This window comes from Paraburkholderia piptadeniae (genome assembly GCF_900007165.1).
Taxonomy (GTDB): Bacteria; Pseudomonadota; Gammaproteobacteria; order Burkholderiales; family Burkholderiaceae; genus Paraburkholderia; species Paraburkholderia piptadeniae.
In genome coordinates this window covers 38,038-62,663 of record NZ_CYGY02000123.1, presented here as the reverse complement: position 1 = coordinate 62,663, position 24,626 = coordinate 38,038, and the positions used below count along the sequence as shown (strand labels likewise).

Sequence of the window (24,626 nt, the reverse complement as noted above, 5' to 3'; positions counted from 1 at the left end):
GCACGAATCAAAGCTGATCCAGCAACACACTGGAGACTATTCATGACGATGGCTATCAAGGGCGAGGCACCGGGCGCGAGCATCGGCGAAGCACCGCTTCTGCTGCTGCTCAAACTGCGCACGTTCATCGCGCTGTTTGCCGTCGCGATCTTTTTTTCGTTCGCGGCGCACAACTTTCTCAGCATCGAAAATCTGCTGATCATGTCGCGGCACGTCGCGCTGAATGCGTTTCTCGCGATCGGCATGACGTTCGTGATCGTCGCGGGCGGCATCGACCTTTCCGTCGGCTCGATCGTCGGTCTGTCGGGCATGGTGGCGGGCGGGCTGATCCTGCACGGCATTCCGCTCGGCGACGAATACACGCTCTATCTGAGCGTGCCCGAAACGATCGTCGTTGCGCTGCTGACGGGCGTGGCCGTCGGCGCGATCAACGGGCTGCTGATCACGCGCCTGAATGTCGCGCCCTTCATCGCGACGCTTGGCACTCTGTATATCGCGCGCGGCGCGGCGTTGCTGTCGTCGGGCGGCGAGACGTTTCCGAACCTCACGGGCAACCCCGACTACGGCACCACGGGTTTCCCGATTCTCGGCAGCGCGACGATACTCGGCATTCCGTTGACGATCTGGCTGCTTGTCGTGGTCGGCGTGATTGCCGCGTATATCGCGGGACGCACGCCGCTCGGGCGGCAGATCTACGCGATCGGCAGCAACGAGCGAGCGGCGCAACTGTCCGGCGTGCGCGTGAACCGCGTGAAGATGTTCGTCTATATGTTCTCGGGGCTGTGCGCGGCGATCGTCGGGCTGATCATTTCTTCGGAACTGGTCGCGTCGCATCCGATGAGCGGCGAAACCTTCGAACTCAACGCGATTGCGGCCGCCGTGCTCGGCGGCACGTCGATGTCGGGCGGGCGCGGCAAGATCGGCGGCACGATAATCGGCGCGTTCGTGATCGGCATTCTCTCCGATGGACTCGTGATGATGGGCGTCAGCGCGTTCTGGCAGACGGTCATCAAAGGCGTGGTAATCGTTGCAGCCGTGGTCGTCGATCAGATCCAGCGCCGCGTGCAGCAGCGCTTCGCGCTGCAGAAGCAGGCCGCGACGGGAGCGTGACGATGAGCGCATCCACGCTTCGTGATCGCGGGGCACTGAATGGCGCGCTGATCGGTTGCGGCTTCTTCGCGCGCAATCATCTGCATGCGTGGCGGGACATTGATGGCGCGAACATCGTCGCGCTGTGCGATGCCGACGAGTCGCGCCTGCATGCCGCGGGCCGCGAATTCGGCATCGAGCGTCTTTACACCGATGCCGCTACGATGCTGCGCGAAGAGCGGCTCGATTTCGTCGATATCGCGACGACGGTGGCGAGCCATCGCGCGCTGGTGGAAATGGCTGCGGCAGCGGGCGTCGCGACGATTTGCCAGAAGCCGTTCGCACGCACGCTCGACGATGCCTACGCGATGGTCGCTGCCTGCGACGAAGCAAACGTGCCGCTGATGGTGCACGAAAACTTTCGCTGGCAGAGCGCGATTCAGGCCGTCGGCGCTGCGCTGCGCGCGGGCGAAATCGGCAAGCCGTTCTGGGGCCGCGTGTCGTTTCGCTCGGCCTTCGATGTATTCAGCGGGCAGCCGTATCTGGCCGAAGGCGAGCGGTTCATCGTCGAAGACCTGGGCATTCATATTCTCGATATCGCGCGCTTTCTGTTCGGCGATGCGACGCGCGTGACGGCCAGCACCTCGCGTGTGAATCCCACGATCAAGGGCGAAGACGTCGCGACGATCATGCTGCGTCACGAAAGCGGCGTGAACAGCATCGTCGATTGCAGCTATGCGACGCGTTTGCCGCATGATCTGTTTCCGCAGACGCTCATCGAAGTGGACGGCTCGGCGGGCACGTTGCGGCTGATGGCGGATTACCAGTTGCAGATTCACACGACTATGGGCACCGAGGTGCGCGATGCGACGCCGCCTGCATTGTCGTGGGCGAGCGCGCCTTGGGAAGCGATTCAGGGCAGTGTGCTCAATATCCAGTCGCACTGGATCGAGTGTTTGCGCAGCGGGCGCGAACCGGCGACGAGCGGTCGCGACAATCTGCGCACGCTCGCGCTCGTCGAAGCGACGTATCTTTCCGCGCGCGAAGGGCGCAGCGTGGAATGCGCGACATCGAGCATCGGCAGATTGCGCGATGAATGAGGATCTCGCAAAGCTTTATTACGGCACGAGCCAGCCTGTTGCTGAAGCGCGGCGTTTGCAAGCGGGGCCGTGGTCCGCGCTGCTGATCGATGGCTCGCTGCACGACATTCGCTATCGCGATGTCGAGGTGATTCGCGCGGTGGCGTTTCTGGTGCGCGACAAGGATTGGGGAACGTGCCGCCCGGTGTTGAGCGGCGTCGAGATCGATCAGACGGAGAGCGGGTTTCGCGTCGCATATCGCGCGCACTGCGCGAATCCGGATGGACATGCGTTGAGCTACGCGTTGTCGATGGATTGCGCGGGGGATCGCGCGCTGTCTTTCAGCGCGACCGTGACCGCACACGACGCTTTTCTGACGGCGCGCTGCGGCTTCTGCGTGCTGCATCCGCTGGACGGCGTGGCGGGCGCGCCCGCGCGCGTCGAACACGGCGACGGCACGCGCGAAAGCGCGGCGTTTCCCGCGCTGATCGTTCCGTGGCAACCGTTCAAGAATATCCGCTCGATCGCGCACGACATGCCGTGCGGACTCACCGTGCGCTGCGCGTTCACCGGCGACGTGTTCGAGCTGGAAGATCAGCGCAACTGGTCAGATGCATCGTTCAAGACGTATTCGCGGCCGCTGGCGTTGCCGTGGCCGTTCACGCTCGATGCGGGGGCGACGTTCACACAGACTGTAACGCTCGGCGTCGAAGAGACGACACATGCAACGCTTGCGCCGCCTGCCTCGCACGAATCCGAGGACCGCGTCGTCACAGTCGATCCGAACGAAAGCGCGGATGAACCGATGCCCGCGCTCGGCATTGCCATCGCGACAGACGAGATCGACATTGCGCTCGATCACTTGCCGTTGCTGGCCGAATTCGCGCCGCATCAACTAACGCTCAGCTTCGATCCGACGGCGGGCGATGGCTTGCGCGAACTCGAACGCTTCGCCGCATTGCAGCGGCACAGCGGCATACCCTGTGTGCTCGAATGCGCGCTGCCGGGCGTCGACGTGCCGCGTGCGGAATTCGATGCGCTTGCGTCGCTGATCGAAGCGTCGCGACTGACACTGACGGGCATTGTCGTCAGTCCGTCTGTGCATCGGCAGTCGAATCCGCCAGGCAGTGTCAGTCCGCCGTGTCCCGCGCTCGACGAGGTGTACCGTGAAGCGCGCCGCGCGTTTCCGCGCTTGCGGATCGGCGGCGGCATGCTCAGCTACTTCACCGAACTCAATCGCAAGCGCCCGCCGCTCGAACTCGTCGACTGGACGACGCACGCAACGTGTCCGATCGTCCACGCCGCCGACGATCGCAGCGTGATGCAGACGCTCGAGGCCATTGCGCACATCACGCGATCATGCCGCGCGCTGATCGGCGCGCAGCCGTATTCGATCGGCCCGGTGTCGATCGGCATGCGGCAGAACCCATATGGCTCACGCGTGATGCCGAATCCGCATGGCGAGCGCATCGCAATGGCCGCTTGCGATCCGCGCCAGCGCGCGCTGTTCGGCGGCGCGTGGCTGGCGGGCTACGCGGCGGCGCTGGCGGGCGCGCGCATCGACACGCTGACGCTCGGCGCGCTCACAGGCGCGCGCGGTCTCGCCGATGTGAGCGACGGCGTGCGGCGCTATCCGATGTTTAAGGTGGCGAAGGCGCTGGCGCGCATGGCCGGCGCGACGCGACTCATGTGCGTGGGCGTGAATCCGCGCGAGATCGCGTGCGTGGCGGCGCGCGACGCGTACGGGCACATTCACCTGGTGATCGCGAATCTGACCGACGCGTCGCATGCGGTGCGACTGGATTTGCGCGACATGATTCGCGGTTCCCTGGATGCCGTCGTGATCGACGAAGTATCGCCGCAAGGTCGGGAAAAGCGCCTTGCATCCGGCGAGCGCATCGAGGTTCGCCCGTTCGCGTGCCTGATCGCGACGTCCGGGCCTCCGTAACCGAACATCGCATCAACGAAAGGCCAAGAACATCTCGGTAGTAAACCCAGTGCCTGTTTTTTGCTCAGAATGGTCTACTCATCATACCATCACGGCACATGAGTGATGTGTGAGAACGCGCGAAGTCGCGAGCCTATCGAAGGAGACGCAATGCAAACTGCCACGCACGCCGAAAAGGCAAGCCCGGGCGCACTGGAGCGCTCGACCATCCGCAAGGTTTCGCTGCGCCTCGTGCCGTTCGTCGCGCTGATGTTCTTCATCAACTTCCTGGACCGCACGGCGATTTCGTTCGCCGGCCCGAACGGCATGACGAAGGATCTCGGGCTCGACGCCGCGCAGTTCGGTTTCGCGGCGGGCGTGTTTTTCATCGGCTACATCTTTCTCGAAGTGCCGAGCAACCTGGCGCTGCACAAGTTCGGCGCGCGCCGCTGGCTTGCGCGGATCATGGTGACGTGGGGCATCGTCGCGCTGCTCTTTACGTGGGTCAGCAGCGTGCCGGGGCTTTATGGGCTGCGCTTTGCGCTGGGCGTCGCCGAGGCGGGCTTCTTTCCCGGCGCGATCCTCTTTCTGAGCATGTGGGTGCCGCAGCGCCATCGCAACCATATCCTCGCGCTGTTTTATCTCGCGCAGCCGCTGACGATCGTGATCGGTGCGCCGTTCGCCGCGCTGCTGATCGAAGCACATGGCTTGTTCGGTCTTGCCGGCTGGCGCGTGATGTTTCTCGGCGTTGCCGTGCCCGCGATTCTCGTCGGCATCGTCGCGTGGTTCTATCTGAGCGACCGGCCCTCGCAGGCACGCTGGCTCACGTCCGCCGAGCAGGCGTGGCTCACGGCGGAACTCGAAGCCGAGCAGCGTCAGCGCGAAACGAACGGCACGCGGCATCGCCATCACGCGGGCGCCGCGCTGACGAGCGGTCGCGTGTGGATGTTCTCGCTGATGTACTTCGGCCTGGTCTACGGCCTGTATGCGCTCGCGTTCTTTCTGCCGACCATCATCGGCGGCTTCGAGACGCAGTTCGGCTCGCACTTCAACGTGTTCCAGAAAGGCCTGATTACGGCGATTCCTTATCTGCCTGCCGCAATCGTGCTCTTCCTGTGGAGCCGCAATGCGACGAAGCACGGCGTGCGCGCGTGGCACATCGGCATTCCGGCGCTGGTCGGCGCGCTCAGCATTCCGCTCGCGCTCTACATGAAGTCGCCTTCGACGAGCGTTGCCGTCATCACGATCACCGCCTGCGCGATCTTCTCCGCGCTGCCGAACTTCTGGGCGCTGCCCGCGCGCTTCCTGTCGGGCGCGGCCGCCGCCGCGGGCATCGCGCTCATCAACACTGTCGGCAACCTGGCGGGCTTCGTCGCGCCGTACGTGACGGGCGCGCTGAAGGATGCGACGGGCTCGTATCACGCACCGATGTTCGTCGTCGGCGCCTTCATGCTGCTGAGCGCCGTGCTCGCGTTCGCGTTCTGCAGCGAGCGCCGCACGCGGGCGCAGGACGAACACGCAGCCGTCGCGCTCGACCCGCGCGCGAGCTGACCCCTCAACCGATATCCATGAACATGACGTACCCCTGCAAGGAGAGAGGACGATGAAAGAGAAAATCGCACTGATCGGCGCCGGCGGAAAGATGGGCTTCCGTCTTTCGAGCAACCTGCTGAAGTCGGACTATCGCGTCGCGCATGTCGAGGTGAGCGACGCGGGCCGCAAGCGCCTGAAGGACGAATTGAACATCGATTGCGTATCCGTCGATGCCGCGATCGACGGCGCGCAGGTCGTGATCCTCGCCGTGCCCGACACGCTGATCGGCAAGCTCAGCCACGAAATCGCACCAAAGCTGCCGGCGGGCACGATGGTGATGACGCTCGACGCCGCCGCGCCGTTCGCCGGCCATCTGCCCGACAGGCCGGACCTGACGTACTTCGTCGCGCATCCGTGCCATCCGATCATCTTCAACAACGACGACGATCCGAAAGCACGCCGCGATTTCTTCGGTGGCGCGTACGCGAAGCAGTCGATCACGAGCGCGCTGATGCAAGGCCCCGAGTCGGCATTCGATCTCGGCGAGGATGTCGCGAAGACGATCTATCAGCCGATCCTGCGTTCGTACCGTTTGACCGTCGAACAGATGGCGCTACTGGAGCCGGGCCTGTCCGAGACGATCTGCGCGACGCTGCTCTACGTGATGCGCGAAGCAATGGACGAGACCGTCAAGCGCGGCGTGCCCGAACAGGCCGCGCGCGATTTTCTGCTCGGCCACATGAACATCCTGAGCGCGGTGATCTTCAAGGAAATTCCGGGTGCGTTCTCCGATGCGTGCAACAAGGCGATCGAGTTCGGCAAGCCGCGCCTGATGCGCGACGACTGGAAAGGCGTGTTCGAGCGCGAAGAGATCGCGGAAAGCATTCGCCGCATTACGTGATGCGCGGCTTTCTTCTCTTGACCTTGAACAGGACTGCATCGTGAGCGAACGCATTCACGCTACTTACTGGCTCGAAACGGGCGACGATCCGCGCCGGGCCGCCGAAGTCATCGCCGGCGAACAGTCGAGCGGCACCTTCGTCGCGCTGCCCGGCGAGACGCCCGAACTGAAGGCGCGTTCGGGCGCGCGCGTCGAGCGGCTCGAGATTCTCGACACCGTCGATACGCCGAGCCTGCCGGGTGGCATGCAATCGGCGGTGTACACGCGCTGCACGCTCGAACTGTCGTGGCCGATCGAAAACTTCGGCGCTTCGCTGCCGAACCTGATGTCGACGATCGCGGGCAATCTGTTCGAGCTGCGTCAGGTGTCGGGCTTGCGGCTTACCGGCCTGACGCTGCCGCCGTCGTTCGCGGCGGCGTATCCTGGTCCCGCGTTTGGCATCGACGGTACGCGCAAGCTCGCCGGCGTCATGCATGGTCCGCTGATCGGCACGATCATCAAGCCGAGCGTCGGGCTGTCGCCGCAAGCGACCGCGCAGCAGGTGCGCGAACTGGTGGAGGGCGGCATCGACTTCATCAAGGACGACGAGTTGCAGGCCGACGGGCCGCATTGTCCATTCGACGAACGCGTGAAGGCCGTGATGCGCGTCGTCAACGAGCACGCCGACCGCACGGGCAAAAAGGCGATGGTCGCGTTCAACCTGACGGGCGATCTCGACCAGATGCGCCGGCGTCACGATCTCGTGCTCGCGCACGGCGGTACTTGCGTGATGGCGGTGCTCAATTCGGTGGGGCTCGTCGGTCTGCACGAATTGCGCAGGCACGCGCAACTGCCGATTCATGCGCATCGCGCGGGCTGGGGTTATCTGTCGCGCAGTCCGGAACTCGGCTGGGATTACGCGCCGTGGCAGATGATCTGGCGGCTTGCGGGCGCGGATCATTTGCACGTGAACGGCTTGCGCAACAAGTTCAGCGAATCCGACGAGAGCGTGATCGCTGCCGCACGCGCAGTGCTTGCGCCCGTGATGCCGGAGGCGCCGATGACGGCGATGCCCGTGTTCAGTTCGGGTCAAACTGGTTTGCAGGCGGCCGATACCTATGCCGCGCTCGGCCGTGCCGATCTGATCCATACAGCGGGCGGCGGCATCTTCGGCCATCCGCAGGGCGTGGCTGCAGGTGTGGAAGCGCTGCGTGAGGCATGGGTCGCAGCCATCGAAGGCGTGCCGCTCGACAAGCGCGCTGAGCGCAATCCAGCGCTGCGCGCGGCGCTCGGTTTCTGGAAGTGAGCTCGCGTATGACGGATTCAGCGCAAGCGGATTTTCCCGCAGGTCCGCTGCTCGCCTACTACGGCGACGACTTCACGGGATCGACGGACGCGATGGAAGCGATGACGGCGGCCGGCGTGCCGACGGTCCTGTGTCTCGACACGCCGACGCCTCATCTGCTCGCGCGCTTTCCGCAAGCGCGCTGCATCGGACTGGCCGGTTCGTCGCGCGGACGCAATCCCGCATGGATGCGCGACGTGCTGCCGTCCGCGTTCGCGAGTCTCGCGGCGTTCGGCGCGCCGATCCTGCAATACAAGGTTTGCTCGACGTTCGACTCGTCACCGGAAGTCGGCTCGATCGGCGCGGCCATCGACATCGGCGTGAACGTCATGCGCGCACGCTGGTCGCCGATGGTGATCGGCGCGCCGCGTCTGAAACGCTATCAGATGTTCGGCAATCTGTTCGCGGCCGTGAACGGCACGGGCTATCGCCTCGACCGTCATCCGACGATGTCGCGCCATCCCGTCACGCCAATGGATGAAGCGGATCTGCGCGTGCATCTCGGCCGGCAGACGCCACGCCGCGTCGAACTGATCGACATGCTGCAATTGCGCGCGGGCAACGGTATCTCGCGCGTCGATGCGCTCAGCGCCGACGACCCGCCTGTCGTGGTGATCGACGTGCTCGACGAAGAGACGCTCGCCGAAGCGGGACGGCTCGTGTGGGAGCGGCGCGGCGAGGGCGTATTCAGCGCGTCGTCGTCGGGGCTGCAGTACGCGCTCGCGGCATACTGGCGCTCGCGCGGCTGGCTGCCCGCGAAGCCTTCGCTGCCCGTCGCGAAACCCGTCGATGCGATTGCCGCCGTGAGCGGCAGTTGCTCGCCCGTTACGGCTGCACAGATCGCGTGGGCGCGCGCGAACGGCTTTCACGTCGAGCGGCTCGATTTGCGGCGCGCGCTCGATTCGCAAGCGGGCGGCGCGGAGCTCGAACGCGCGGTCGGAGTTGCCGCCGATGCGCTGCGCCGTGGCATCAGCGCAATCGTGCACAGCGCGGAAGGTCCGGACGATCAGGCCGTGATCGGCTTCGACGCAATCGCGCGGGACGTGGGCCTCACGCGCCACGAGGCCGCGCGCAATGTCGGCGGCGCGCTGGCGGAAGTGATGCGCCGCTTGCTGGAGCGGATGCCGATGTCACGCGTGGTTGTCGCGGGCGGCGACAGTTCGGGCGAAGTGGCGAGCACGCTGGGTATCGATGCGTTGAGCGTTGCCGCAGGTTTGTCGCCGGGCGCCCCGCTGTGCCGCGCGTGGTCGAAGTCGGTGCAGCGCGATGGACTGGAAATCGTCCTGAAGGGCGGGCAGATCGGCGGTGCGTCGTTTTTCGGCGCGGTGAGGCAGGGCCGCGAAATGGGCTGAAAAGCGATGCGAATGTGGGGGTATCCGGTGGCGCGGATCGCATCCGACTCAGCTTGCGGTTCCTCGCAACGATCGACCAGTGTATGGTATTGTCATTACACCAGAAGCTTGAAGCAAAAATGTAATGGGCGAGATCATCCCGCGTCGGAAACTGTACCAGGAAGTCGTGGACCGGCTGATGGAGCGTATACGCTCGGGCGAAATCGCGCCCGGCGCGCAGTTGCCGTCCGAGCGCGAACTGATGGAAATGTATGGCGTCGGGCGGCCTGCCGTGCGCGAGGCGCTGCAGACGCTCGAGCGATCCGGCATCGTCGAGATCGTGCATGGCGAGCGCGCGCGCGTCGTCGTGCCGACGGCCGATCGCCTGATCGGCCAGATCGCGAGCGGCGCGATGCATCTGCTGCGCACGGACCCTGAGATGCTCGAACATCTGAAGCACGCGCGCCTGTTCCTCGAAACGGGCACCGCGCGCATGGCCGCCGAGCGTGCGACGGAAGAAGACGTCGCGCGGCTGCAATTGAGCGTGGCGCAGCATCGCGCGTCGATGGTGAATCTCGAAGAGTTCATCGAGCGCGATATGGCGTTTCACCGCGAGATCGCCAGGATCAGCGGCAATCCGATTTTTCCGTCGATCGTCGAATCGCTGTTTCGTTGGGCGGGCGAATACTATCGTCCAATGGTTCGTGCTCCGGGTGCCGAGAAACTCACGTTGTCCGAACATCAGCGGATCGTCGATGCAATCGCGAAGCGCGATGGTGATGCCGCCGCCGCCGCCATGCATGCTCATCTTTCCCGCGCCAACGAGCTATACCGCAAATTGAGCAAATAAGGGTATCTGGACCCGACAAGCGGTGCCTGCAACACTGTCCGCCCATCCAATCATCAATCCGTCGTCATTTCGCTTGCGGTCTTCCTGAGTAGCGGAGCACATCGAGGACAACTTACGGTCACGCTCCAGATCGATTCAGCCGACTACGCCGACGCGCAGCGGCTGTTGCCGCTGCTCGAACGGAAGGCTGGCCGCATTCTGGCAAATGGATTTCCGACGGGTGTCGAAGTTTGCCACGCGATGGTTCATGGCGGCCCATTCCCGTCGACTTCGAACCCGATGTTCACCTCGGTCGGTGCGGCGGCGATCGACCGTTTCCTGCGCCCAGTCTGCTATCAGGATCTGCCTGATGCGTTGCTTCCGGATGCCGTGAAGGCACGCAATCCGTTGGGCGTTTGGCGTCTTGTCGATGGGGAAATGGTCGCGCCTGCGCAAGCAGTGGATTCCATCGCGTGATTCCTGATATCGCAACCTGCCAAGCAGTGGCGACAGGGGGCGCTCATTTAAGCAGCGCAGTCCCCTACAAAGCCATTCGCGGAGGTGGGTTGCCATGAAATCGCGCCAACGCGCAACGCATCGAAGCCGGAAGACGTCGCGGATCGGTCAGTCGGGAATCCGGCTAGAACGTGTGCATATTCCCTGAGCTGGTCGCGCCGTCTACGGCCTGGCAGGCCGCGGGCGTCTGGGACCGGCTGAACGAAGTCCTGCTCGCGAGGCCGATCGGATTGACTGGTCCCGTGTCGTTTTCGGTGTTCTTGCGCGCGGATCGGTCAGCGTTACGTTTATTGTGCGCGTTCGGCCGCGTGCGGCGCGCGCGCGACCTCGGTCGCAACGAGACGTATCGCGTCGATCAGCGCACGCGCGGCCGGTGACGGCGGACTGCCGGCGCGCAGCGTTAGCCCGATATCGCGCCGGGTGTCGTGCATCGGCACGTCGAGAGCGACCAGCTGGCCGGACTCGCATTCGTAATGCAGTTGCTGCGCGGACAGCGTCGCGATCATGTCCGTGTGCAGCAGCAGGCCGCGAATGATCGCGAGATCGGCGGTTTCGACGGTCGGCATCGGCGGCTTCAGCTTCATCCGCCGGAACATGGTTTCGAACAGGCCGCGCGCCGGCGAATGCGTGCGCGGCAGAATCCATTGAGCGCTCGTCAGCTCGCGCAGCGACAGGTTCCGAGCGGCAGCGAGCGGATGACCGCGCCGCGCGAGCACGACAAGGTTCTCCGACATCAACCGCTCGTTCTCCAGACCGCTCGCCGCGTCGTTCGCACGCAGTGCGCCCAGGATGAAGTCGATGTCGCCGGCGCGCAGCCCCGCAACGAGTCCTTCGTACGCGCTTTCATCCGTGAGCACGCGGACCTTCGGATACTGCGTGACGACGCGCGCGACCGCTTCGGGCAAGATCAGCGTGCGGCCGAGCGGCAGCGCGCCGACGGTCACGACGCCCTGGATGCTGCCGCGCAGTGCCGCGATGTCGTCCAACACATGGCTCAGCTCGTTCAGAGCGCGCCTCACGTGCAGCAGGAATGTCTCGCCGTCGGTTGTCAGCAGCAGCCCGCGCGGATGGCGATGGAACAGCGGAAAGCCGGCGCCGTTCTCAAGAATGCGAATCGCGCTGCTGACGGCTGGCTGCGTGACGCCGAGCGTGCGGGCCGCGCTCGGCATGTGCCGATGCCGCGCGAGCGTCGAGAACAGTTGCAGTCTGCGCGTGTTGAGCAGGTACGCGGGGCGGCCCGCGTCGGGCACGGTGCGCCGGCGCGACTGGCGGATTCCGCACCAGCGCGCGAGCTCGTCGAGTTCCGCAAACACGCGCTCGCTGCGCTTGAGCACGGCGCGTCCGGCGGGCGTCGGCAGCATTCCGGACGGCTTGCGGTCGAACAGCGACGCGCCGAGCGCGGCCTCGATCTCCTGCACGGCGCGCGTGACGGCCGATTGCGCGCGAAACAGCGCGGCTGCCGCGCGGCTCACGCTGCCCGTTTCGGCGACGCGTTGCACGGCGTGCAGGCCGGCGAGATTGAGAAGGTCAGTGCGTTCCATTGAGTTGTCGAGACAGTAGCAGTCGGCAAAGCGACGTGGTGGTATCGAGTTGTTCGCTCGCGAGTGCGGGCCGCGCGTGGACCACCGGATGGACCAGTTCGACGCGATTGTCCGCGCAACAGGCGCAAGCGCGTTTGCGTCGTGCTTATCGCAGTATCTATTTTATTTATCGATCGTGACGCACACCAGACCGGGAACGGTCCGGCAATGTGCGCTGAACGATGCGGCGCGGCGCCCGCTTCCGGTGGGCGCTTCGGGTGCTTACGGGGCCGCCGCGCGAGCGGTGCGCCCTTGTATCGGCGGATGTTGCGGACCGTTTGTAGGCGTTAACCCTGACTATCGGCGCGTAGCACTGGATCGGTACTGTCTGGACCCGTGACGGCTGGCATTGGCGTCCGGCGACACGGTCTGCCATCTGATCGACTGCTCGGCACGCGGGCGCACGACCGCGCCGGAACCAAAGCGGCGATTCACGGATTCGAGCGACGGATTCAAGCGGTGACGGGGCGTTCTACGAGCGCCGCCCGGCACACAAGGAAACACGAAGGAGCATACGCATGGCACGCATCATTGGAGGCATCGCGGCCTCGCACACGCCCACGATCGGGTTCGCGTTCGACAAGAACAAGCGCGACGACCCGGTATGGGCGCCTATCTTCGAAAACTTCGCGCCGTTGTTCGCGTGGATCGACGAGAAGCGCCCGGACGTGCTGCTGTTCATCTACAACGATCACGTGACGTCGTTCTTCTTCGATCACTACTCGGCGTTCGCGCTCGGTGTCGGGCCGCAATGGCAGCCGGCGGACGAGGGCGGCGGCGCGCGCGATCTGCCGCCGATCGAGGGGCACCCCGCATTCGCGGCGCACGTCGGCCAGTCGCTGATGGCCGATGAGTTCGACATGTCGTTCTTCCAGAACCGGCCGCTCGATCACGGCTGTTTCTCGCCGCTGTCGATGCTGTGCGCGCATCGTCCCGAGTGGCCCGTCAAGCTCGTGCCGCTGCAAATGGGCGTACTGCAATGGCCGGTTCCGTCGGCGCGCCGATTCTATCGGCTCGGCCAGGCGCTTCGGCGCGCGATCGAGAGCTATCCGGAAGACCTGCGGGTCGCGATTGTCGCGACGGGCGGCCTGTCGCATCAGGTGCACGGCGAGCGCTCGGGCTTCAACAACACCGAATGGGACCAGCGCTTCCTCGATCTGTTCGAGCGGGACCCCGAGCGGCTCGCCGAAATGACGATCGCCGAATACGCGACGCTCGGCGGCTACGAAGGCGCCGAAGTCGTGATGTGGCTCGCGATGCGCGGCGCGCTGCCCGCAGGCGTCGTCTGCAGGCATCGCGGCTACTACCTGCCGTCGATGACGGGCATCGCAACGGCGATCTACGAAGGCATCGATACGGAGCCGGATTCGTCTGCCGTCGAGCGTCATCGGAAGCGAATGGCGGCGCAGCTCGACGGCATCGAGCAGCTGCCGGGCACGTACCCGTTCTCGATCGGCACTGCGGTGAAAGCGTATCGGATCAACGACTACCTGCACCGGATGATCGAGCCGGATCATCGCGCGCGTTTCCTCAGCGATCCCGAAGGCAGCTTCGAGGCCGCCGGCCTGTCGGCAGAGGAACGCGAGCTGATTCGCCGGCGCGACTGGCCGGGGCTGCTGCGCTACGGCGTCATCTTCTTTCTGCTCGAGAAGCTCGGTGCGGTGACGGGCGTGTCGAACCTGCACATCTATGCGGCGATGCGCGGCGAGTCGCTCGAAGATTTCCAGCGGACCCGCAACGCGCCAGGCGCGCTGTACTCGGTCGCGGGCAAGGGCGCGGGCGATCTCGGCTGGGACAAGAAGGGCGCGCGCGACGACGAATGACGCGGCGGTGAACGTGGCGGCGCGCATCGTGCGCGCAGGCCACGAAACCGAAATATATGAACAGGATGACTAACTAAGCGCTGTTGTCCAGCGGAGACGGAGGGGTGCAATGACAGGCGGGAACATAGGCGGTAAGACAATCGACATCAAGGCCTTCATCGACGAACGGCCGGTGTCGCGATACCAGTGGCTGCTCGTCGTGCTGTGCTGTCTGGTCGTGATCGCCGACGGCATGGATGTCGCGATCATGGGCTTCGTTGCGCCGTCGGTGATTCGTGACTGGGCGATTTCGCGTCCGGAGTTCGGCCTCGTGATGAGCGCCGCGCCGATCGGGCTCGTGATCGGCGCGCTGGTCGCGGGACCGAGCGCGGATCGCTTCGGCCGCAAGAAGGTGTTGATCGCATCGGTATTCCTGTTCGGCATCTTCACGATCGTCACGTCATACGCCGGGTCGCCCGTCGAAATGGCGGTGCTGCGTCTGCTGACGGGCATCGGTCTCGGCGCCGCGATGCCGAATACGACCACGCTGCTGTCCGAGTACGCGCCGCAGCGGATGCGCTCGCTGATGATCACCGTGATGTTCACGGGCTTTAACCTTGGCTCCGCGCTGATCGGCTTCGTCGCGGGCTGGCTGATTCCCGAGCACGGCTGGCGCGCGGTGCTGCTGTTCGGCGGCGCGCTGCCGCTGTTGCTGATTCCGCTGCAACTGTGGCTGCTGCCCGAATCCGCGCGCCTGCTTGCGGTGCGTGGCGCGCCGGCGCAGCGTATCGGCGCGATTCTGGGCCGCGTCTGCGGCGCGCGGTTCGCCGGCGACGAAACGTTCGTGTCGAACGAACCGCCACTGCCGACGCGCAAGCCGATCGGCGTGCTGTTCTCGCAGGGCTACGGACGCGTGACCGTGTCGCTGTGGATCACGTACTTCATGGGGCTGCTCGTGATCTATCTGCTGACGGGCTGGCTGCCGACGCTGATCAAGGATGCGGGGCTTTCCGTCAGCACCGCGGCCAATGTGACCGTGATGTTCCAGATCGGCGGCACGATCGGCGCGATCATCGTCGGCTGGCTGATGGACAAGGTGCGGCCGGCGCCCGTGATCGGCATCGCGTACCTCGGCGGCGGCGCATGCGTTGCGCTGCTAGCGTGGGCCGGCGCGCTGTCGTCGTCGCTCACGCTGCTGGTGTTTGCCGCGGGCTTTTGCATGAGCGGCGCGCAGACGGGGCTCAACGCCTATGCACCGGGCCGCTATCCGACCGTGGCCCGCGCAACGGGCGTGAGCTGGATGCTCGGCATGGGCCGCTTCGGCAGCATCTTCGGCTCGGCGATCGGCGGCGCGCTGCTTGGGCTCGGCTGGAAGTTCGAAGCCATTCTGTCGATGCTCGCGGTGCCCGCAACGCTGGCGGCGATCTCGATCGTGTCGACGCAGCGCGCACAACGGCGCGAGCCCGTCGAAATCGAAACACCGGCGCACTGACCACACGGGATTTGCGAATTCGCGAGGCCTTCGCGATGCGGACGGCCGCAGGGTTCGTCACGTCCATCGGCGGCGCCGGACGGTTTATCAATTGCAGGAGTGTCAATGATTATCGATATTCACGGCCATTACACCACCGCGCCAAAAGCGCTGGAAACATGGCGCAATCGGCAGATTGCCGGCATCGGCGACCCGTCCGCGATGCCGAAAGTATCCGAGCTGAACATCAGCGACGACGAATTGCGTGAGTCGATCGAGAGCAACCAGTTGCGGCTGATGCGCGAGCGCGGCCTCGACCTGACGATTTTCAGTCCGCGTGCGAGCTTCATGGCGCATCACATCGGCGATTTCCAGGTGTCGAGCACGTGGGCGGCCATCTGCAACGAGCTGTGCCATCGCGTGAGCCGGCTCTTTCCCGATCGCTTCGTGCCGGCCGCGATGCTGCCGCAGAGCCCGGGCGTCGATCCCGCGACCTGCATTCCCGAGCTGGTCCGCTGCGTCGAGGAATACGGCAACGTCGCGATCAACCTGAATCCCGATCCGTCCGGCGGTCACTGGACGAGCCCGCCGCTGTCCGACCGTCAGTGGTATCCCGTCTACGAGAAGATGGTCGAGTACGACATCCCGGCGATGATCCACGTGAGCACGAGCTGCAATGCGTGCTTCCATACGACGGGCGCGCACTACCTGAACGCCGACACGACTGCGTTCATGCAATGCCTGACGTCCGATCTGTTCAAGGATTTCCCGACGCTGCGCTTCGTGATTCCGCACGGCGGCGGCGCAGTGCCGTACCACTGGGGGCGCTTTCGCGGGCTCGCACAGGAACTGAAGAAGCCGCCCCTCGACGAGCATCTGCTGAACAACGTGTTCTTCGACACGTGTGTCTACCACCAGCCGGGCATCGATCTGCTGACGCGCGTGATTCCCGTCGACAACATCCTGTTCGCGAGCGAGATGATCGGCGCCGTGCGCGGCATCGACCCGCAGACGGGTCATTACTTCGACGACACGAAGCGCTATGTCGAAGCGGCCGACATCGCGCCGCAAGACCGCTACCGGATCTACGAGGGCAACGCGCGACGCGTGTATCCGCGCCTCGACGCACAACTGAAATCGAAAGGGCTGTGATCATGTACGAACTCGGAGTCGTTTATCGCAACATTCGCCGCGCGGATCAAAACGTCGCGCAACGGCTCGGCGAACTGGGATCGGCAACGGTGCACGAAGCGATGGGCCGCACGGGTCTTCTCAAGCCGCATATGAGGCCGATCTATCCGCGCGCGCGAGCAGCGGGCACGGCCGTTACCGTGCTGCTGCATCCCGGCGACAACTGGATGCTGCATGTCGTCGCCGAGCAGATCCAGCCAGGCGATGTCGTCGTCGCGGCGATCACGGCCGACTGCACGGACGGCTACTTCAGCGATCTGCTCGCAACGAGCTTCAAGGCGCGCGGCGCGAAGGCGCTCATCATCGACGCGGGCGTGCGCGATGTCGCGGTGCTCGACGAGATGCGGTTTCCTGTGTGGAGCAAGGCGATCTCCGCGAAAGGCACGATCAAGGCGACGCTCGGCTCCGTGAACATTCCCGTCGTCTGCGCGGGCGCGCTCGTCCAGCCGGGCGACGTGATCGTCGCCGACGATGACGGCGTCGTCGCTGTATCCGCCGCAAGCGCCGTGCAAGTGCTCGAGAAGGCAGCCGCGCGCGAAGCGAACGAGGCGGCGAAGCGCGCGAAGCTCGCATCCGGCGTGCTCGGGCTCGACATGTACGACATGCGCGAACCCCTGCGCCAGGCCGGTCTGCGCTACATCGACTGAGACGGGTGCGGCAGATGGATTACGCAGCACGAACATCGGTCGAGGTGGCCGGCATTGCGTCGATGGCGACGCGTCAGATCCTCGCGCGGCTCGCGACGCAGTTCGAGCGCGACACGGGTTGCCGCGCGGCGATCACGTCGGTCGGCGGGGTCGAAGCCGCGCGCCGGGTGCAGGCGGGCGAAGCGTTCGACTTCGTGGTGCTCGCGTCGGACGCGATCGATCGGCTTGCCGCCGAGGGTTGCGTCGACGCGCTGAGCCGCGTCGATATCGCGCGCTCCCACGTGGCAATCGCGGTTGCGGCAGGCGCGCCGCTTCCGGACGTGAGGTCGGAAGATGCGGTGCGCGATGCGATCCTGCGGGTCGGCCGGATCGGCTATTCGACGGGGCCCAGCGGCACGCACTTGAAGCGCCTGTTCGCGCGCTGGGGCATTGCCGACGCGATCGCCTCGCGCATCGTACAGGCGCCGCCCGGCGTGCCCGTCGGAACGTTGATTGCGAACGGCGACGTCGAGCTCGGATTTCAACAGCTGAGCGAGCTGCTGCACGTGCCGGGCATCGACATCGTCGGGCCCTTGCCGCCTGCAATCCAGATCGTCACGGTGTTTTCGGCTGCGACGTGTCGCGCAATGCGCGAGCATCAGGCGACGGCACGGTTCCTCGCGTTTCTTGCGTCGCCGCGCGCGGATGACGTCAAGCGTGAGTACGGAATGGAGCCTGCGTAATAGCCGCGCAGCAACAGAGGTTCTCTCCGTGCAGTTCGATAAACACAACAGATGGCGTTACGCATTATTCGCAACGCGTGCGTATCGACAGGTTAGTTAACCTAATTGAATAGCACACGGTGCGCAGTGCGGCGACTGCTCGCGACCGCTCTGTACGCGCGGCCGATCACATAATTTCAACAAGCAGCAAGGAGACTTCATCGATGAAGCAGCAGCATCCGGTTCACCTGGTTCTGGCCTCGGCCGCCGTACTCGCATTCGCGGCGCCGGCCTTCGCGCAAAGCAGCGTCACGCTCTACGGAATCGTCGACAACGGCATCGGCTACCAGAACAATTCGACGACCGTCGGCTCGACGACGGGCGGCAAGTCGGTCGTGAAGATGAACCAGGGCGTCTGGGCTGGCAGCCGCTTCGGGCTGCGCGGCACCGAGGATCTTGGCGGCGGTACGAAGGCGATCTTCGTGCTCGAGTCCGGCTTCAACTCGGCGACGGGCGCTGCCCAGTTCACGGACGCGATCTTCGGCCGTCAGGCATGGGTCGGTTTGACGAACGCGACGTACGGCACGCTGACGGCCGGCCGCCAGTACGCGTCCTACTACCAGACGATGTCGCCGTTCAGCCCGATTACGTGGATCACCGGCTACTACGGCGCACACCCGGGCGACGTCGACGGCCTCGACACGATCTACCGCGCGAACAACACGATCGAATACACGTCGCCGAAGCTGTACGGCTTCACGGTGAGCGGCTCGTATTCGCTCGGTGGTGTCGCGGGCAGCACGAACGCCGGCTCGACGTGGGCGACGGGCGTCCAGTGTGCAGCTGGCCCGTTTGGTCTTGGCGTCGCGTTCGAACGCGTGAACAACTCGAACACAGCAGGCGGCGCGTGGGGCGCGAATTCGACGACGTCGAACGGCGGCGCGCAGATCGGCGTATCGGCGGTGACGAACGGCTATCAGACGGCGCGGGCTCAACAGCGCTTCGCGCTCGGCTTGAGCTACCGCTTCAGCGATGCGTGGGACGCGACGGCGACGTACACGAACACGCAGTACATCCCCGGCTCGGGCTCGAAGTTTCTGAACACGGCGATCTTCAATGCGGCGGGCGCCGTGCTGCACTGGAAGCCGTCGCCGGTGTGGGATTTCGGCGCCGGCTATGCGTACACGAGCGCGACGCAGGCGAACGGCATCACCGACAACGCGCGATACCACCAGTTCAATCTCTCGCAGTACTACTCGCTGTCGAAGCGCACGGGACTCTATCTGCTCGAAGCGTATCAGCACGCGAAGGGCAAGACGCTCGGGACGAGCGGGGCGGGCAGCATCGTCGATGCGACCGCGACGCTGGGTGACGGTCTGAACACCGCGCCGTCGTCGACGGGCAATCAGTTTGCGGTCGGCGCGGGCATCATTCACCGCTTCTGAGGCAACAGTGCGATGCGCGGCTGTCGGGCCGCGCATCGGCGGGCTCTGTCAAGTTGAGGGCGTCGCTACCTGTTTTCCTGATGAATAGATTTCTGCAGCGTTTTCCGTGCTGCTCTGTCATTACACCGAGTTTGGCCTGATCGAGGTGCCCGCCGGTTTCCTCAATTTCGTCGACGGTGGACGCTCAGCTGTCTCGCTGTTCTTCGTGCTGTCAGGGTTCATCCTCACTTACACCTACCGGGACACGGTCTCCCGCGGTCACGCAAAGGCGTTCTATCAGGCACGCTTCGCGAGGATTTGTCCGGTGTTGATGCTCGATTTGGCGCAGGTTCGCGATAAAGCGCCAGCCAAGCACAAGCGCCATGCCGATCATCAGGACCTGCGAGGTGAGTGCGGTGGCGGCCTGTACGGTGGTCAGCACTGAGCGCATGTCCTCGACACGCGAGTGCGGTGTGATTAGCAGCGCTACGCTGGCCAGAGCAACGACGCTCCAGAGCGCGCGCGCTCGTAGCGCGGCTAGCGCCCGTCACAAAAGCGCAGGATAAAGACGGTGAACGACGCACTATAGACCAGCAGCGAGACCGTGTTGGCGATTTCCCAGCCATCGGTACTGCGGAACGGCCACGGGCTGGTGGCCACCTGGTTATAGCCGCAGATCCACCAGGCAACCGACATCACGGCGAACCATCCGTAGACGGTTTCCCGGCGTCGCATCAGCCACATTGACAGGAAAAAGCACCCCAGGGTGGCGGACACCGCGAGACTGAACCATTACATCTCGTTGCGCGTCCAGTCCGCATCCTTGAAGCGGGCGCGCATCAGCGAGGGGGTGCCGATGGCGGCGGGTCCGAGTCCCCCGTCATACGTGGCCATTCCGGCGCTCTGGATCGCGAAAGCCACGCATGCGTCGCTCGCGTTCGCGTGTCGGCTGATAATGGCGTCCGCGAGCCCGTGAAGATTTCACCACCCTCTAAAATGCCTCAGTCCGGTCAGCGGGCCATCGATGTGCGCAACGAGGTTGTGCCATGAATGTCGGCGCTGATTGCCTTGATGTCCCAAATCACTACTTGTCCCAAACCTCTTTCGGCACCGGCAAGCCTTCGAGGTCGGCGGCGGTCAACGGACCGTCCGGTTCGATGCCTTGACTCTCGAGCATCAGCATCACTTGCCGCGTATGTTGCGCGGCGTGCCAGGCGGTACGTTCAAGGACTTCGTGAAAAGGTCGCGTGCCGTAATAGGTCTGTACCGTGTAATTGACACTGGGGTCCTTTTGCTCCGCCCACCACGCCAGTAATCTGGCACGCACGCTCTCGCCCCACGCGGCGATGTCTTCGCCGCTCCAGCCATCAGGCGGAAGATCGTCGAAGGACTCGAAACGCAGTGCAATGCCCTGCGACGCTTGCATCCCCATTTCGACCACGCGGAACATGTGAAAGGCGAGTCCCGCAGGCGTGCGATTGCGATTGCGAAACGGCGTCTTCAACTGATCGGGTTGGAACTGGCGAACATAGCGGGCATTTGCGCGCATCAGTACGTCTAGCTTCGCGAACAGTTGCGCCGGCGGCAACGGTTCCTGCACGCTGGTTTTCAGGTCGAGGAATTTGATGACGTCGTGGATCGATTGACAGAAGGTGTAGCGCTTGCCAATGGACACGACAGGCACGCTGCGCGCGCCGAGTTCGGCCAGTTGCGCGCGTGCGTCGGGATCGTTGTGCACGTCGAGCGACTCGAACTCGATTCCCTGTTCGATCAGGAATTCCTTGGTGCGCAGGCACGAGGAACATCCCGGCTGCCAGAATAACTTGATACGTGCTGCACTCAGTGTTCCGATCATGATCTTCTCCACGAAACGGCGCCAAAAACCCGACCCGTCAGCCCGACTTCGACAGCGTTTGATGCCACTTCAACAGCAGCAGGTTGACGACGGTGGCAAACACGAACAACAGGATGGCGAGGGCCATGATGGTCTGGGTATCGTTGCGGCCCATCGCAATCATCAGCATGTGGCCGATCCCGCTTTGCGAAGCGAACATCTCGCCAATGAGCGTGCCCAGCAGCGTCAGCGAGAAACCGATGCGCAAACCCGCGAGCACTTCGGGCACCGCCGCGGGCAGCAGCACATAGCGCGCGTAGGCCATCGGCGAGAGGCGGCACGCGCGAGCCGTCCGTCCGAACACGGGGCGCATGTTGCGCACGGCACCCATCGTGAAGACCGTAATCGGAATGATGCCGTGGATCACGCCGAACGTGACCTTGGCGTACAGACCGAGACCGAACATCAGCAGCACCACCGGATACAGTGTGATCTTCGGGATAGCATAGAGGGCCATCAGAATCGGCTCCATGACATCGCCCGCGAGACGTCGCGCGCCCAGCACCAGTCCCAGGCAAACGCCGCCCACGCATGAAATGGCGAAACCCAAGGCGAATGCAACCGACGTGATCCGCAAGTTCTCGGGAAAGTCGTCGTCGCGCATGATCGACTTGAGCCTGACGAACGTTAGCCATGGGCCGGGCAGTACGTCCGCGCTCAACAATGAGCTCGCGATCTGCCAGAGTCCCAGCAGAACCACGACTAGCAGCACGCTATCGCGCCAACGCGAGTGCGAGCGGTTCGGTTTGAGCGCCGCCGTGGCAATCGTGCTCATGGGGCCGTCCTCCGCGTGCGGCTGTATAGGCGCATCTCGGCCATATGCAACAACATGTTCAGCGTGCCGACGAAAATCAGCAGCAACAGCATCAAGCCATACATGGTCGGGTTATCGAAGTTGTTGTACGCGTAGGCAATGCGAAATCCGAAGCCCGAGCCGGCCAGTACGAATTCGCCGGCAATCACCGCGATAAACGCATATACGACGGTGAGCTTGATTCCCGTGAACACGAACGGCAAACTCGAGGGCAGGGTGATCAGCCGGATTTCGTCGAACGGGCTCATGCGCATGGCGCGAGCCGAACGAAGCAGGACGCGCGGCACGCGTTCGAGTCCGTTGAGCGTGTTCGCGGCCATCGCCACGACGCCGAACAGAAAGCCGATAGCCACCAGCGGCCAGCGATTCAATCCGAAGATCACGATCAACACCGGATACACGACGAAGATCGGCACGGCGTAATAGGAGAGCAGCAATGGATCGATCACGCGCCGCACACGCGGCAATTTGAAGAGTCCCACACCAAAGGCGAAACCGCCCGTCACAGCAAGGACGACCGCCAGCGTCGCATTGGCGAGCGTCTGCAGGATGTCGCGGCTGTAGTCGCCAGAGGCGAGCAAAGCCCACGCGCCCTCGGCCATCTTCGACGGTGGAATGAACGAGACTGGATCGATCCACGCGCGGCGACTCGCGACTTCCAGCGCACCGACGAAGAGCACGACGAGAGCGAGGCGCCAGCGCGTGGCGCGATTCATGACCGGCTCCCGAGTGCCTTTAGCGCTTCACCCCGCAGCAGCCCCCAGACGCGCGCGGTCAATTCGCCGAAGCGCGGGTCCAGCGCCGTATTGCTGTCGCGCTGCCGCGACCATCCGGTTTCGATCGTTGCAATGAATCGTCCCGGACACGCCGACATCACTCCGATGCGGTCCGACAGCAACACGGCTTCATCGATGGAGTGCGTGATGAGCATCACGGTCGCGCCGGTTTCCCTCCAGAGCTTGAGCATTTCCTCGCCCATCAGCAGACGCGTTTGCTGATCGAGCGCACCGAAGGGCTCGTCGAGCAGCATGAGGCGAGGGCGCATCACCATGGCGCGCGCAATGCATACGCGCTGCCGCATGCCGCCCGACAATTGCACCGGATACGAATGCGTAAACGCTTTGAGGCCCATGAAAGCCAGCGCGTGCTCGACCCGTTCGCGAATCTCGCTCTCGGCGACGCCGGCACGCCGCGCGCCGAATGCGGCATTGTCGTAGACGTTGAGCCAAGGGAAGGTGGCGTCCTCCTGAAACACGACGGAAATACCCTCGGGCACCTTGTCGCGCACGGCCGCGCCTTCGAACATCACGCTGCCCGCACTCGCTGCGTTGAGCCCGGCAAGCACGTCGAGCAGCGTGGACTTGCCGCAACCCGACGGGCCTACGATCGAAAAGAATTCGCCCGTCTGCAAGCTCAGGCTCACTGGGCCGAGCGCATGGTAAGGCGGTTTGCCTCGCTCTCCGGCATAGATCCGTGTGACATCGGTGAGGGTGGCATGAATTCCGGAGAATGCCCGTTCAGGCGCGCTGGCGGACACCACGGATAAAGGCACGGCTTTCATGGGTCCACCTCACCGCGAGCGTTCGCCTGGCGGCAGAAAGGATTCGTTGACGACCGTATGCCAGTCGAACGGACCCGGCTCGACGGCCTTGATCAGCACGAGACCCTTCGCGACCTCGTCCATGCTCGCATAGTTGAAGCGCCCGGTACTCCAGTAGTGGGGATCGGTATCGAGGCAATTGTCGATGGCCGACTTCGCGACCGCGGGATCGATCTTGTAGGCCTTCGCTAGAATCTGCGCGGACTCGTCACGATGCGCGGCAATATATTCGACGCCTCTTTTGCGGGCCTCGATGATGCCCTTCACGACTTCCGGATGGGCCTTCAGATAATCGGTGCGCACCACGCCGACAGTCTGCGTTTCAGCGGGCACGATATCTGTGGAACGGAAGGCGATCTTCAACTGATCCTTGTGCTGGCTGTAGGCGGGCTCGGTCATGTACGCGACGTCGACGGCGTGCTGTTGCAACGCGATCATCATCGTGCCCGATGCGCCCACCGGTTTGCGCTGCACCTGCCCGCTCAGCCCCGCACGCTCGAGACCGACGATCGTGATCATCTCGGTCATCGACTTCGGACTGCTATAGCCGATGGTCTTGCCCTTCATCTGCGCGATGCCGTGGACGTCGGAGTCCTTGAGCTGAACCCAGAGCAGATCGGCGACGCTCTGCACACCACTATGAACGATCGTGATCGGCACACCTTGTTTGATCGCTGCAATGGCAGCCGGCAATGCGACCTCGCCGTAAGGTATCTCGGATGCCATCGCATTGCGTACCGAGGTTCCACCGCCTTCCGATGTGATGAAGCCGGTGACGTCCACCCCGTTCTGCTTGAAATAGCCTTTATCCAGCGCGACGGCAAAGGGCGCGCCATACATGCCGTCGATCCAGTGCGTGACAGTCAAGGTTGCGGCCTGAGCGGTCGCAACACTCGCAGCTAAAAATGGGGAGAGCACCGCAAGCCGCGCGAACCGGTAGATACCCTTCATCAGTTGTCTCCTGAACACCATT

Annotated in this window: 22 protein-coding genes and 1 pseudogene; 16 read left to right on the top strand and 7 right to left on the bottom strand. The window is 64.2% G+C overall.

Translation table 11 applies throughout. The features are described from left to right. Positions 1 to 42 precede the first annotated feature (42 nt). From BN2476_RS41730 to BN2476_RS48950, 9 genes and pseudogenes are all read left to right on the top strand, one after another. On the top strand, positions 43 to 1,110 hold the full coding sequence (locus tag BN2476_RS41730) for an ABC transporter permease (protein WP_087739989.1): 1,068 nt from the start codon (positions 43 to 45) through the stop codon (positions 1,108 to 1,110). A 2-nt stretch (positions 1,111 to 1,112) separates the two neighbouring features. Continuing rightward, positions 1,113 to 2,189, top strand: a complete 1,077-nt coding sequence (locus tag BN2476_RS41725; RefSeq protein ID WP_087739988.1) for a Gfo/Idh/MocA family protein — start codon at positions 1,113 to 1,115, stop codon at positions 2,187 to 2,189. Then, positions 2,182 to 4,116, top strand: coding sequence for a D-apionate lactonase (apnL, locus tag BN2476_RS41720; RefSeq protein WP_087739987.1), 1,935 nt, complete (start codon positions 2,182 to 2,184; stop codon positions 4,114 to 4,116). The genes BN2476_RS41725 and apnL overlap by 8 nt, the downstream gene beginning before the upstream one ends. A gap of 150 nt (positions 4,117 to 4,266) precedes the next feature. Further along, entirely contained in the window at positions 4,267 to 5,646 is a 1,380-nt protein-coding gene (locus BN2476_RS41715) for an MFS transporter (protein ID WP_087739986.1), read from the top strand. A 52-nt stretch (positions 5,647 to 5,698) separates the two neighbouring features. Continuing rightward, positions 5,699 to 6,529, top strand: a complete 831-nt coding sequence (locus BN2476_RS41710) for a phosphogluconate dehydrogenase C-terminal domain-containing protein (protein ID WP_087739985.1) — start codon at positions 5,699 to 5,701, stop codon at positions 6,527 to 6,529. 40 nt (positions 6,530 to 6,569) lie between these two features. Beyond that, complete coding sequence (locus tag BN2476_RS41705; protein ID WP_087739984.1) at positions 6,570 to 7,814, top strand: ribulose-bisphosphate carboxylase large subunit family protein; 1,245 nt, start codon at positions 6,570 to 6,572, stop codon at positions 7,812 to 7,814. 8 nt (positions 7,815 to 7,822) lie between these two features. Then, the gene (gene oiaK / locus BN2476_RS41700) at positions 7,823 to 9,205 is read left to right on the top strand and encodes a 3-oxo-isoapionate kinase OiaK (RefSeq protein ID WP_087739983.1); all 1,383 of its coding nucleotides are present in this window, start codon (positions 7,823 to 7,825) and stop codon (positions 9,203 to 9,205) included. 124 nt (positions 9,206 to 9,329) lie between these two features. Next, complete coding sequence (locus tag BN2476_RS41695; protein ID WP_087739982.1) at positions 9,330 to 10,034, top strand: transcriptional regulator NanR; 705 nt, start codon at positions 9,330 to 9,332, stop codon at positions 10,032 to 10,034. Positions 10,035 to 10,139: 105 nt separating this feature from the next. After that, positions 10,140 to 10,490, top strand: a pseudogene (locus tag BN2476_RS48950) (aldehyde dehydrogenase (NADP(+))); the annotation flags it as partial. Between the two features lie 326 nt (positions 10,491 to 10,816). On the opposite strand, the gene BN2476_RS41685 reads toward BN2476_RS48950, so the two are convergent. Beyond that, on the bottom strand, positions 10,817 to 12,070 hold the full coding sequence (locus tag BN2476_RS41685) for a LysR family transcriptional regulator (protein WP_087739981.1): 1,254 nt from the start codon (positions 12,068 to 12,070) through the stop codon (positions 10,817 to 10,819). Between the two features lie 557 nt (positions 12,071 to 12,627). Here BN2476_RS41685 and BN2476_RS41680 point away from each other — a divergent pair. From BN2476_RS41680 to BN2476_RS46880, 7 genes are all read left to right on the top strand, one after another. Beyond that, positions 12,628 to 13,932, top strand: a complete 1,305-nt coding sequence (locus tag BN2476_RS41680; protein WP_087739980.1) for a gallate dioxygenase — start codon at positions 12,628 to 12,630, stop codon at positions 13,930 to 13,932. Between the two features lie 109 nt (positions 13,933 to 14,041). Beyond that, positions 14,042 to 15,403: an MFS transporter gene (locus BN2476_RS41675; protein ID WP_087739979.1), complete on the top strand. Its 1,362-nt coding sequence runs from the start codon at positions 14,042 to 14,044 to the stop codon at positions 15,401 to 15,403. Positions 15,404 to 15,508: 105 nt separating this feature from the next. Beyond that, positions 15,509 to 16,534: an amidohydrolase family protein gene (locus tag BN2476_RS41670; protein ID WP_087739978.1), complete on the top strand. Its 1,026-nt coding sequence runs from the start codon at positions 15,509 to 15,511 to the stop codon at positions 16,532 to 16,534. A 2-nt stretch (positions 16,535 to 16,536) separates the two neighbouring features. Then, on the top strand, positions 16,537 to 17,220 hold the full coding sequence (gene ligK / locus BN2476_RS41665; RefSeq protein ID WP_087739977.1) for a 4-carboxy-4-hydroxy-2-oxoadipate aldolase/oxaloacetate decarboxylase: 684 nt from the start codon (positions 16,537 to 16,539) through the stop codon (positions 17,218 to 17,220). 14 nt (positions 17,221 to 17,234) lie between these two features. Beyond that, positions 17,235 to 17,942, top strand: a complete 708-nt coding sequence (locus tag BN2476_RS41660) for a substrate-binding domain-containing protein (RefSeq protein ID WP_173819725.1) — start codon at positions 17,235 to 17,237, stop codon at positions 17,940 to 17,942. Positions 17,943 to 18,145: 203 nt separating this feature from the next. Then, on the top strand, positions 18,146 to 19,366 hold the full coding sequence (locus BN2476_RS41655; RefSeq protein WP_087739976.1) for a porin: 1,221 nt from the start codon (positions 18,146 to 18,148) through the stop codon (positions 19,364 to 19,366). Between the two features lie 106 nt (positions 19,367 to 19,472). Next, entirely contained in the window at positions 19,473 to 19,790 is a 318-nt protein-coding gene (locus BN2476_RS46880; RefSeq protein ID WP_087739975.1) for an acyltransferase family protein, read from the top strand. 92 nt (positions 19,791 to 19,882) lie between these two features. Here BN2476_RS46880 and BN2476_RS41645 read toward each other — a convergent pair whose 3' ends face one another. From BN2476_RS41645 to BN2476_RS41620, 6 genes are all read right to left on the bottom strand, one after another. After that, positions 19,883 to 20,122: a hypothetical protein gene (locus BN2476_RS41645; protein WP_143811192.1), complete on the bottom strand. Its 240-nt coding sequence runs from the start codon at positions 20,120 to 20,122 to the stop codon at positions 19,883 to 19,885. A gap of 307 nt (positions 20,123 to 20,429) precedes the next feature. After that, entirely contained in the window at positions 20,430 to 21,200 is a 771-nt protein-coding gene (locus BN2476_RS41640; protein ID WP_087739973.1) for a glutaredoxin domain-containing protein, read from the bottom strand. A 37-nt stretch (positions 21,201 to 21,237) separates the two neighbouring features. After that, on the bottom strand, positions 21,238 to 22,014 hold the full coding sequence (locus tag BN2476_RS41635) for an ABC transporter permease (protein WP_087739972.1): 777 nt from the start codon (positions 22,012 to 22,014) through the stop codon (positions 21,238 to 21,240). Further along, positions 22,011 to 22,769, bottom strand: coding sequence for an ABC transporter permease (locus BN2476_RS41630; RefSeq protein ID WP_087739971.1), 759 nt, complete (start codon positions 22,767 to 22,769; stop codon positions 22,011 to 22,013). The genes BN2476_RS41635 and BN2476_RS41630 overlap by 4 nt, the downstream gene beginning before the upstream one ends. Next, the gene (locus BN2476_RS41625) at positions 22,766 to 23,614 is read right to left on the bottom strand and encodes an ABC transporter ATP-binding protein (protein WP_087739970.1); all 849 of its coding nucleotides are present in this window, start codon (positions 23,612 to 23,614) and stop codon (positions 22,766 to 22,768) included. Before BN2476_RS41625 ends, BN2476_RS41630 begins: the two co-directional genes overlap by 4 nt. 9 nt (positions 23,615 to 23,623) lie before the next feature. Beyond that, a complete protein-coding gene (locus BN2476_RS41620; protein WP_087739969.1) occupies positions 23,624 to 24,604 on the bottom strand; it encodes an ABC transporter substrate-binding protein in 981 nt (326 codons plus the stop codon). Positions 24,605 to 24,626 lie beyond the last annotated feature (22 nt).

Bases quoted from the DNA above. Each gene is read 5' to 3' on its own strand.
- BN2476_RS41730 (WP_087739989.1), top strand. From the start codon at position 43: ATGACGATGGCTATCAAGGGCGAGGCACCGGGCGCGAGCATCGGCGAA.
- BN2476_RS41725 (WP_087739988.1), top strand. From the start codon at position 1,113: ATGAGCGCATCCACGCTTCGTGATCGCGGGGCACTGAATGGCGCGCTG.
- apnL (WP_087739987.1), top strand. From the start codon at position 2,182: ATGAATGAGGATCTCGCAAAGCTTTATTACGGCACGAGCCAGCCTGTT.
- BN2476_RS41715 (WP_087739986.1), top strand. From the start codon at position 4,267: ATGCAAACTGCCACGCACGCCGAAAAGGCAAGCCCGGGCGCACTGGAG.
- BN2476_RS41710 (WP_087739985.1), top strand. From the start codon at position 5,699: ATGAAAGAGAAAATCGCACTGATCGGCGCCGGCGGAAAGATGGGCTTC.
- oiaK (WP_087739983.1), top strand. From the start codon at position 7,823: ATGACGGATTCAGCGCAAGCGGATTTTCCCGCAGGTCCGCTGCTCGCC.
- BN2476_RS41695 (WP_087739982.1), top strand. From the start codon at position 9,330: ATGGGCGAGATCATCCCGCGTCGGAAACTGTACCAGGAAGTCGTGGAC.
- BN2476_RS41685 (WP_087739981.1), bottom strand. From the start codon at position 12,070: ATGGAACGCACTGACCTTCTCAATCTCGCCGGCCTGCACGCCGTGCAA.
- BN2476_RS41680 (WP_087739980.1), top strand. From the start codon at position 12,628: ATGGCACGCATCATTGGAGGCATCGCGGCCTCGCACACGCCCACGATC.
- BN2476_RS41675 (WP_087739979.1), top strand. From the start codon at position 14,042: ATGACAGGCGGGAACATAGGCGGTAAGACAATCGACATCAAGGCCTTC.
- BN2476_RS41670 (WP_087739978.1), top strand. From the start codon at position 15,509: ATGATTATCGATATTCACGGCCATTACACCACCGCGCCAAAAGCGCTG.
- ligK (WP_087739977.1), top strand. From the start codon at position 16,537: ATGTACGAACTCGGAGTCGTTTATCGCAACATTCGCCGCGCGGATCAA.
- BN2476_RS41660 (WP_173819725.1), top strand. From the start codon at position 17,235: ATGGATTACGCAGCACGAACATCGGTCGAGGTGGCCGGCATTGCGTCG.
- BN2476_RS41655 (WP_087739976.1), top strand. From the start codon at position 18,146: ATGAAGCAGCAGCATCCGGTTCACCTGGTTCTGGCCTCGGCCGCCGTA.
- BN2476_RS41640 (WP_087739973.1), bottom strand. From the start codon at position 21,200: ATGATCGGAACACTGAGTGCAGCACGTATCAAGTTATTCTGGCAGCCG.
- BN2476_RS41635 (WP_087739972.1), bottom strand. From the start codon at position 22,014: ATGAGCACGATTGCCACGGCGGCGCTCAAACCGAACCGCTCGCACTCG.
- BN2476_RS41630 (WP_087739971.1), bottom strand. From the start codon at position 22,769: ATGAATCGCGCCACGCGCTGGCGCCTCGCTCTCGTCGTGCTCTTCGTC.
- BN2476_RS41625 (WP_087739970.1), bottom strand. From the start codon at position 23,614: ATGAAAGCCGTGCCTTTATCCGTGGTGTCCGCCAGCGCGCCTGAACGG.
- BN2476_RS41620 (WP_087739969.1), bottom strand. From the start codon at position 24,604: ATGAAGGGTATCTACCGGTTCGCGCGGCTTGCGGTGCTCTCCCCATTT.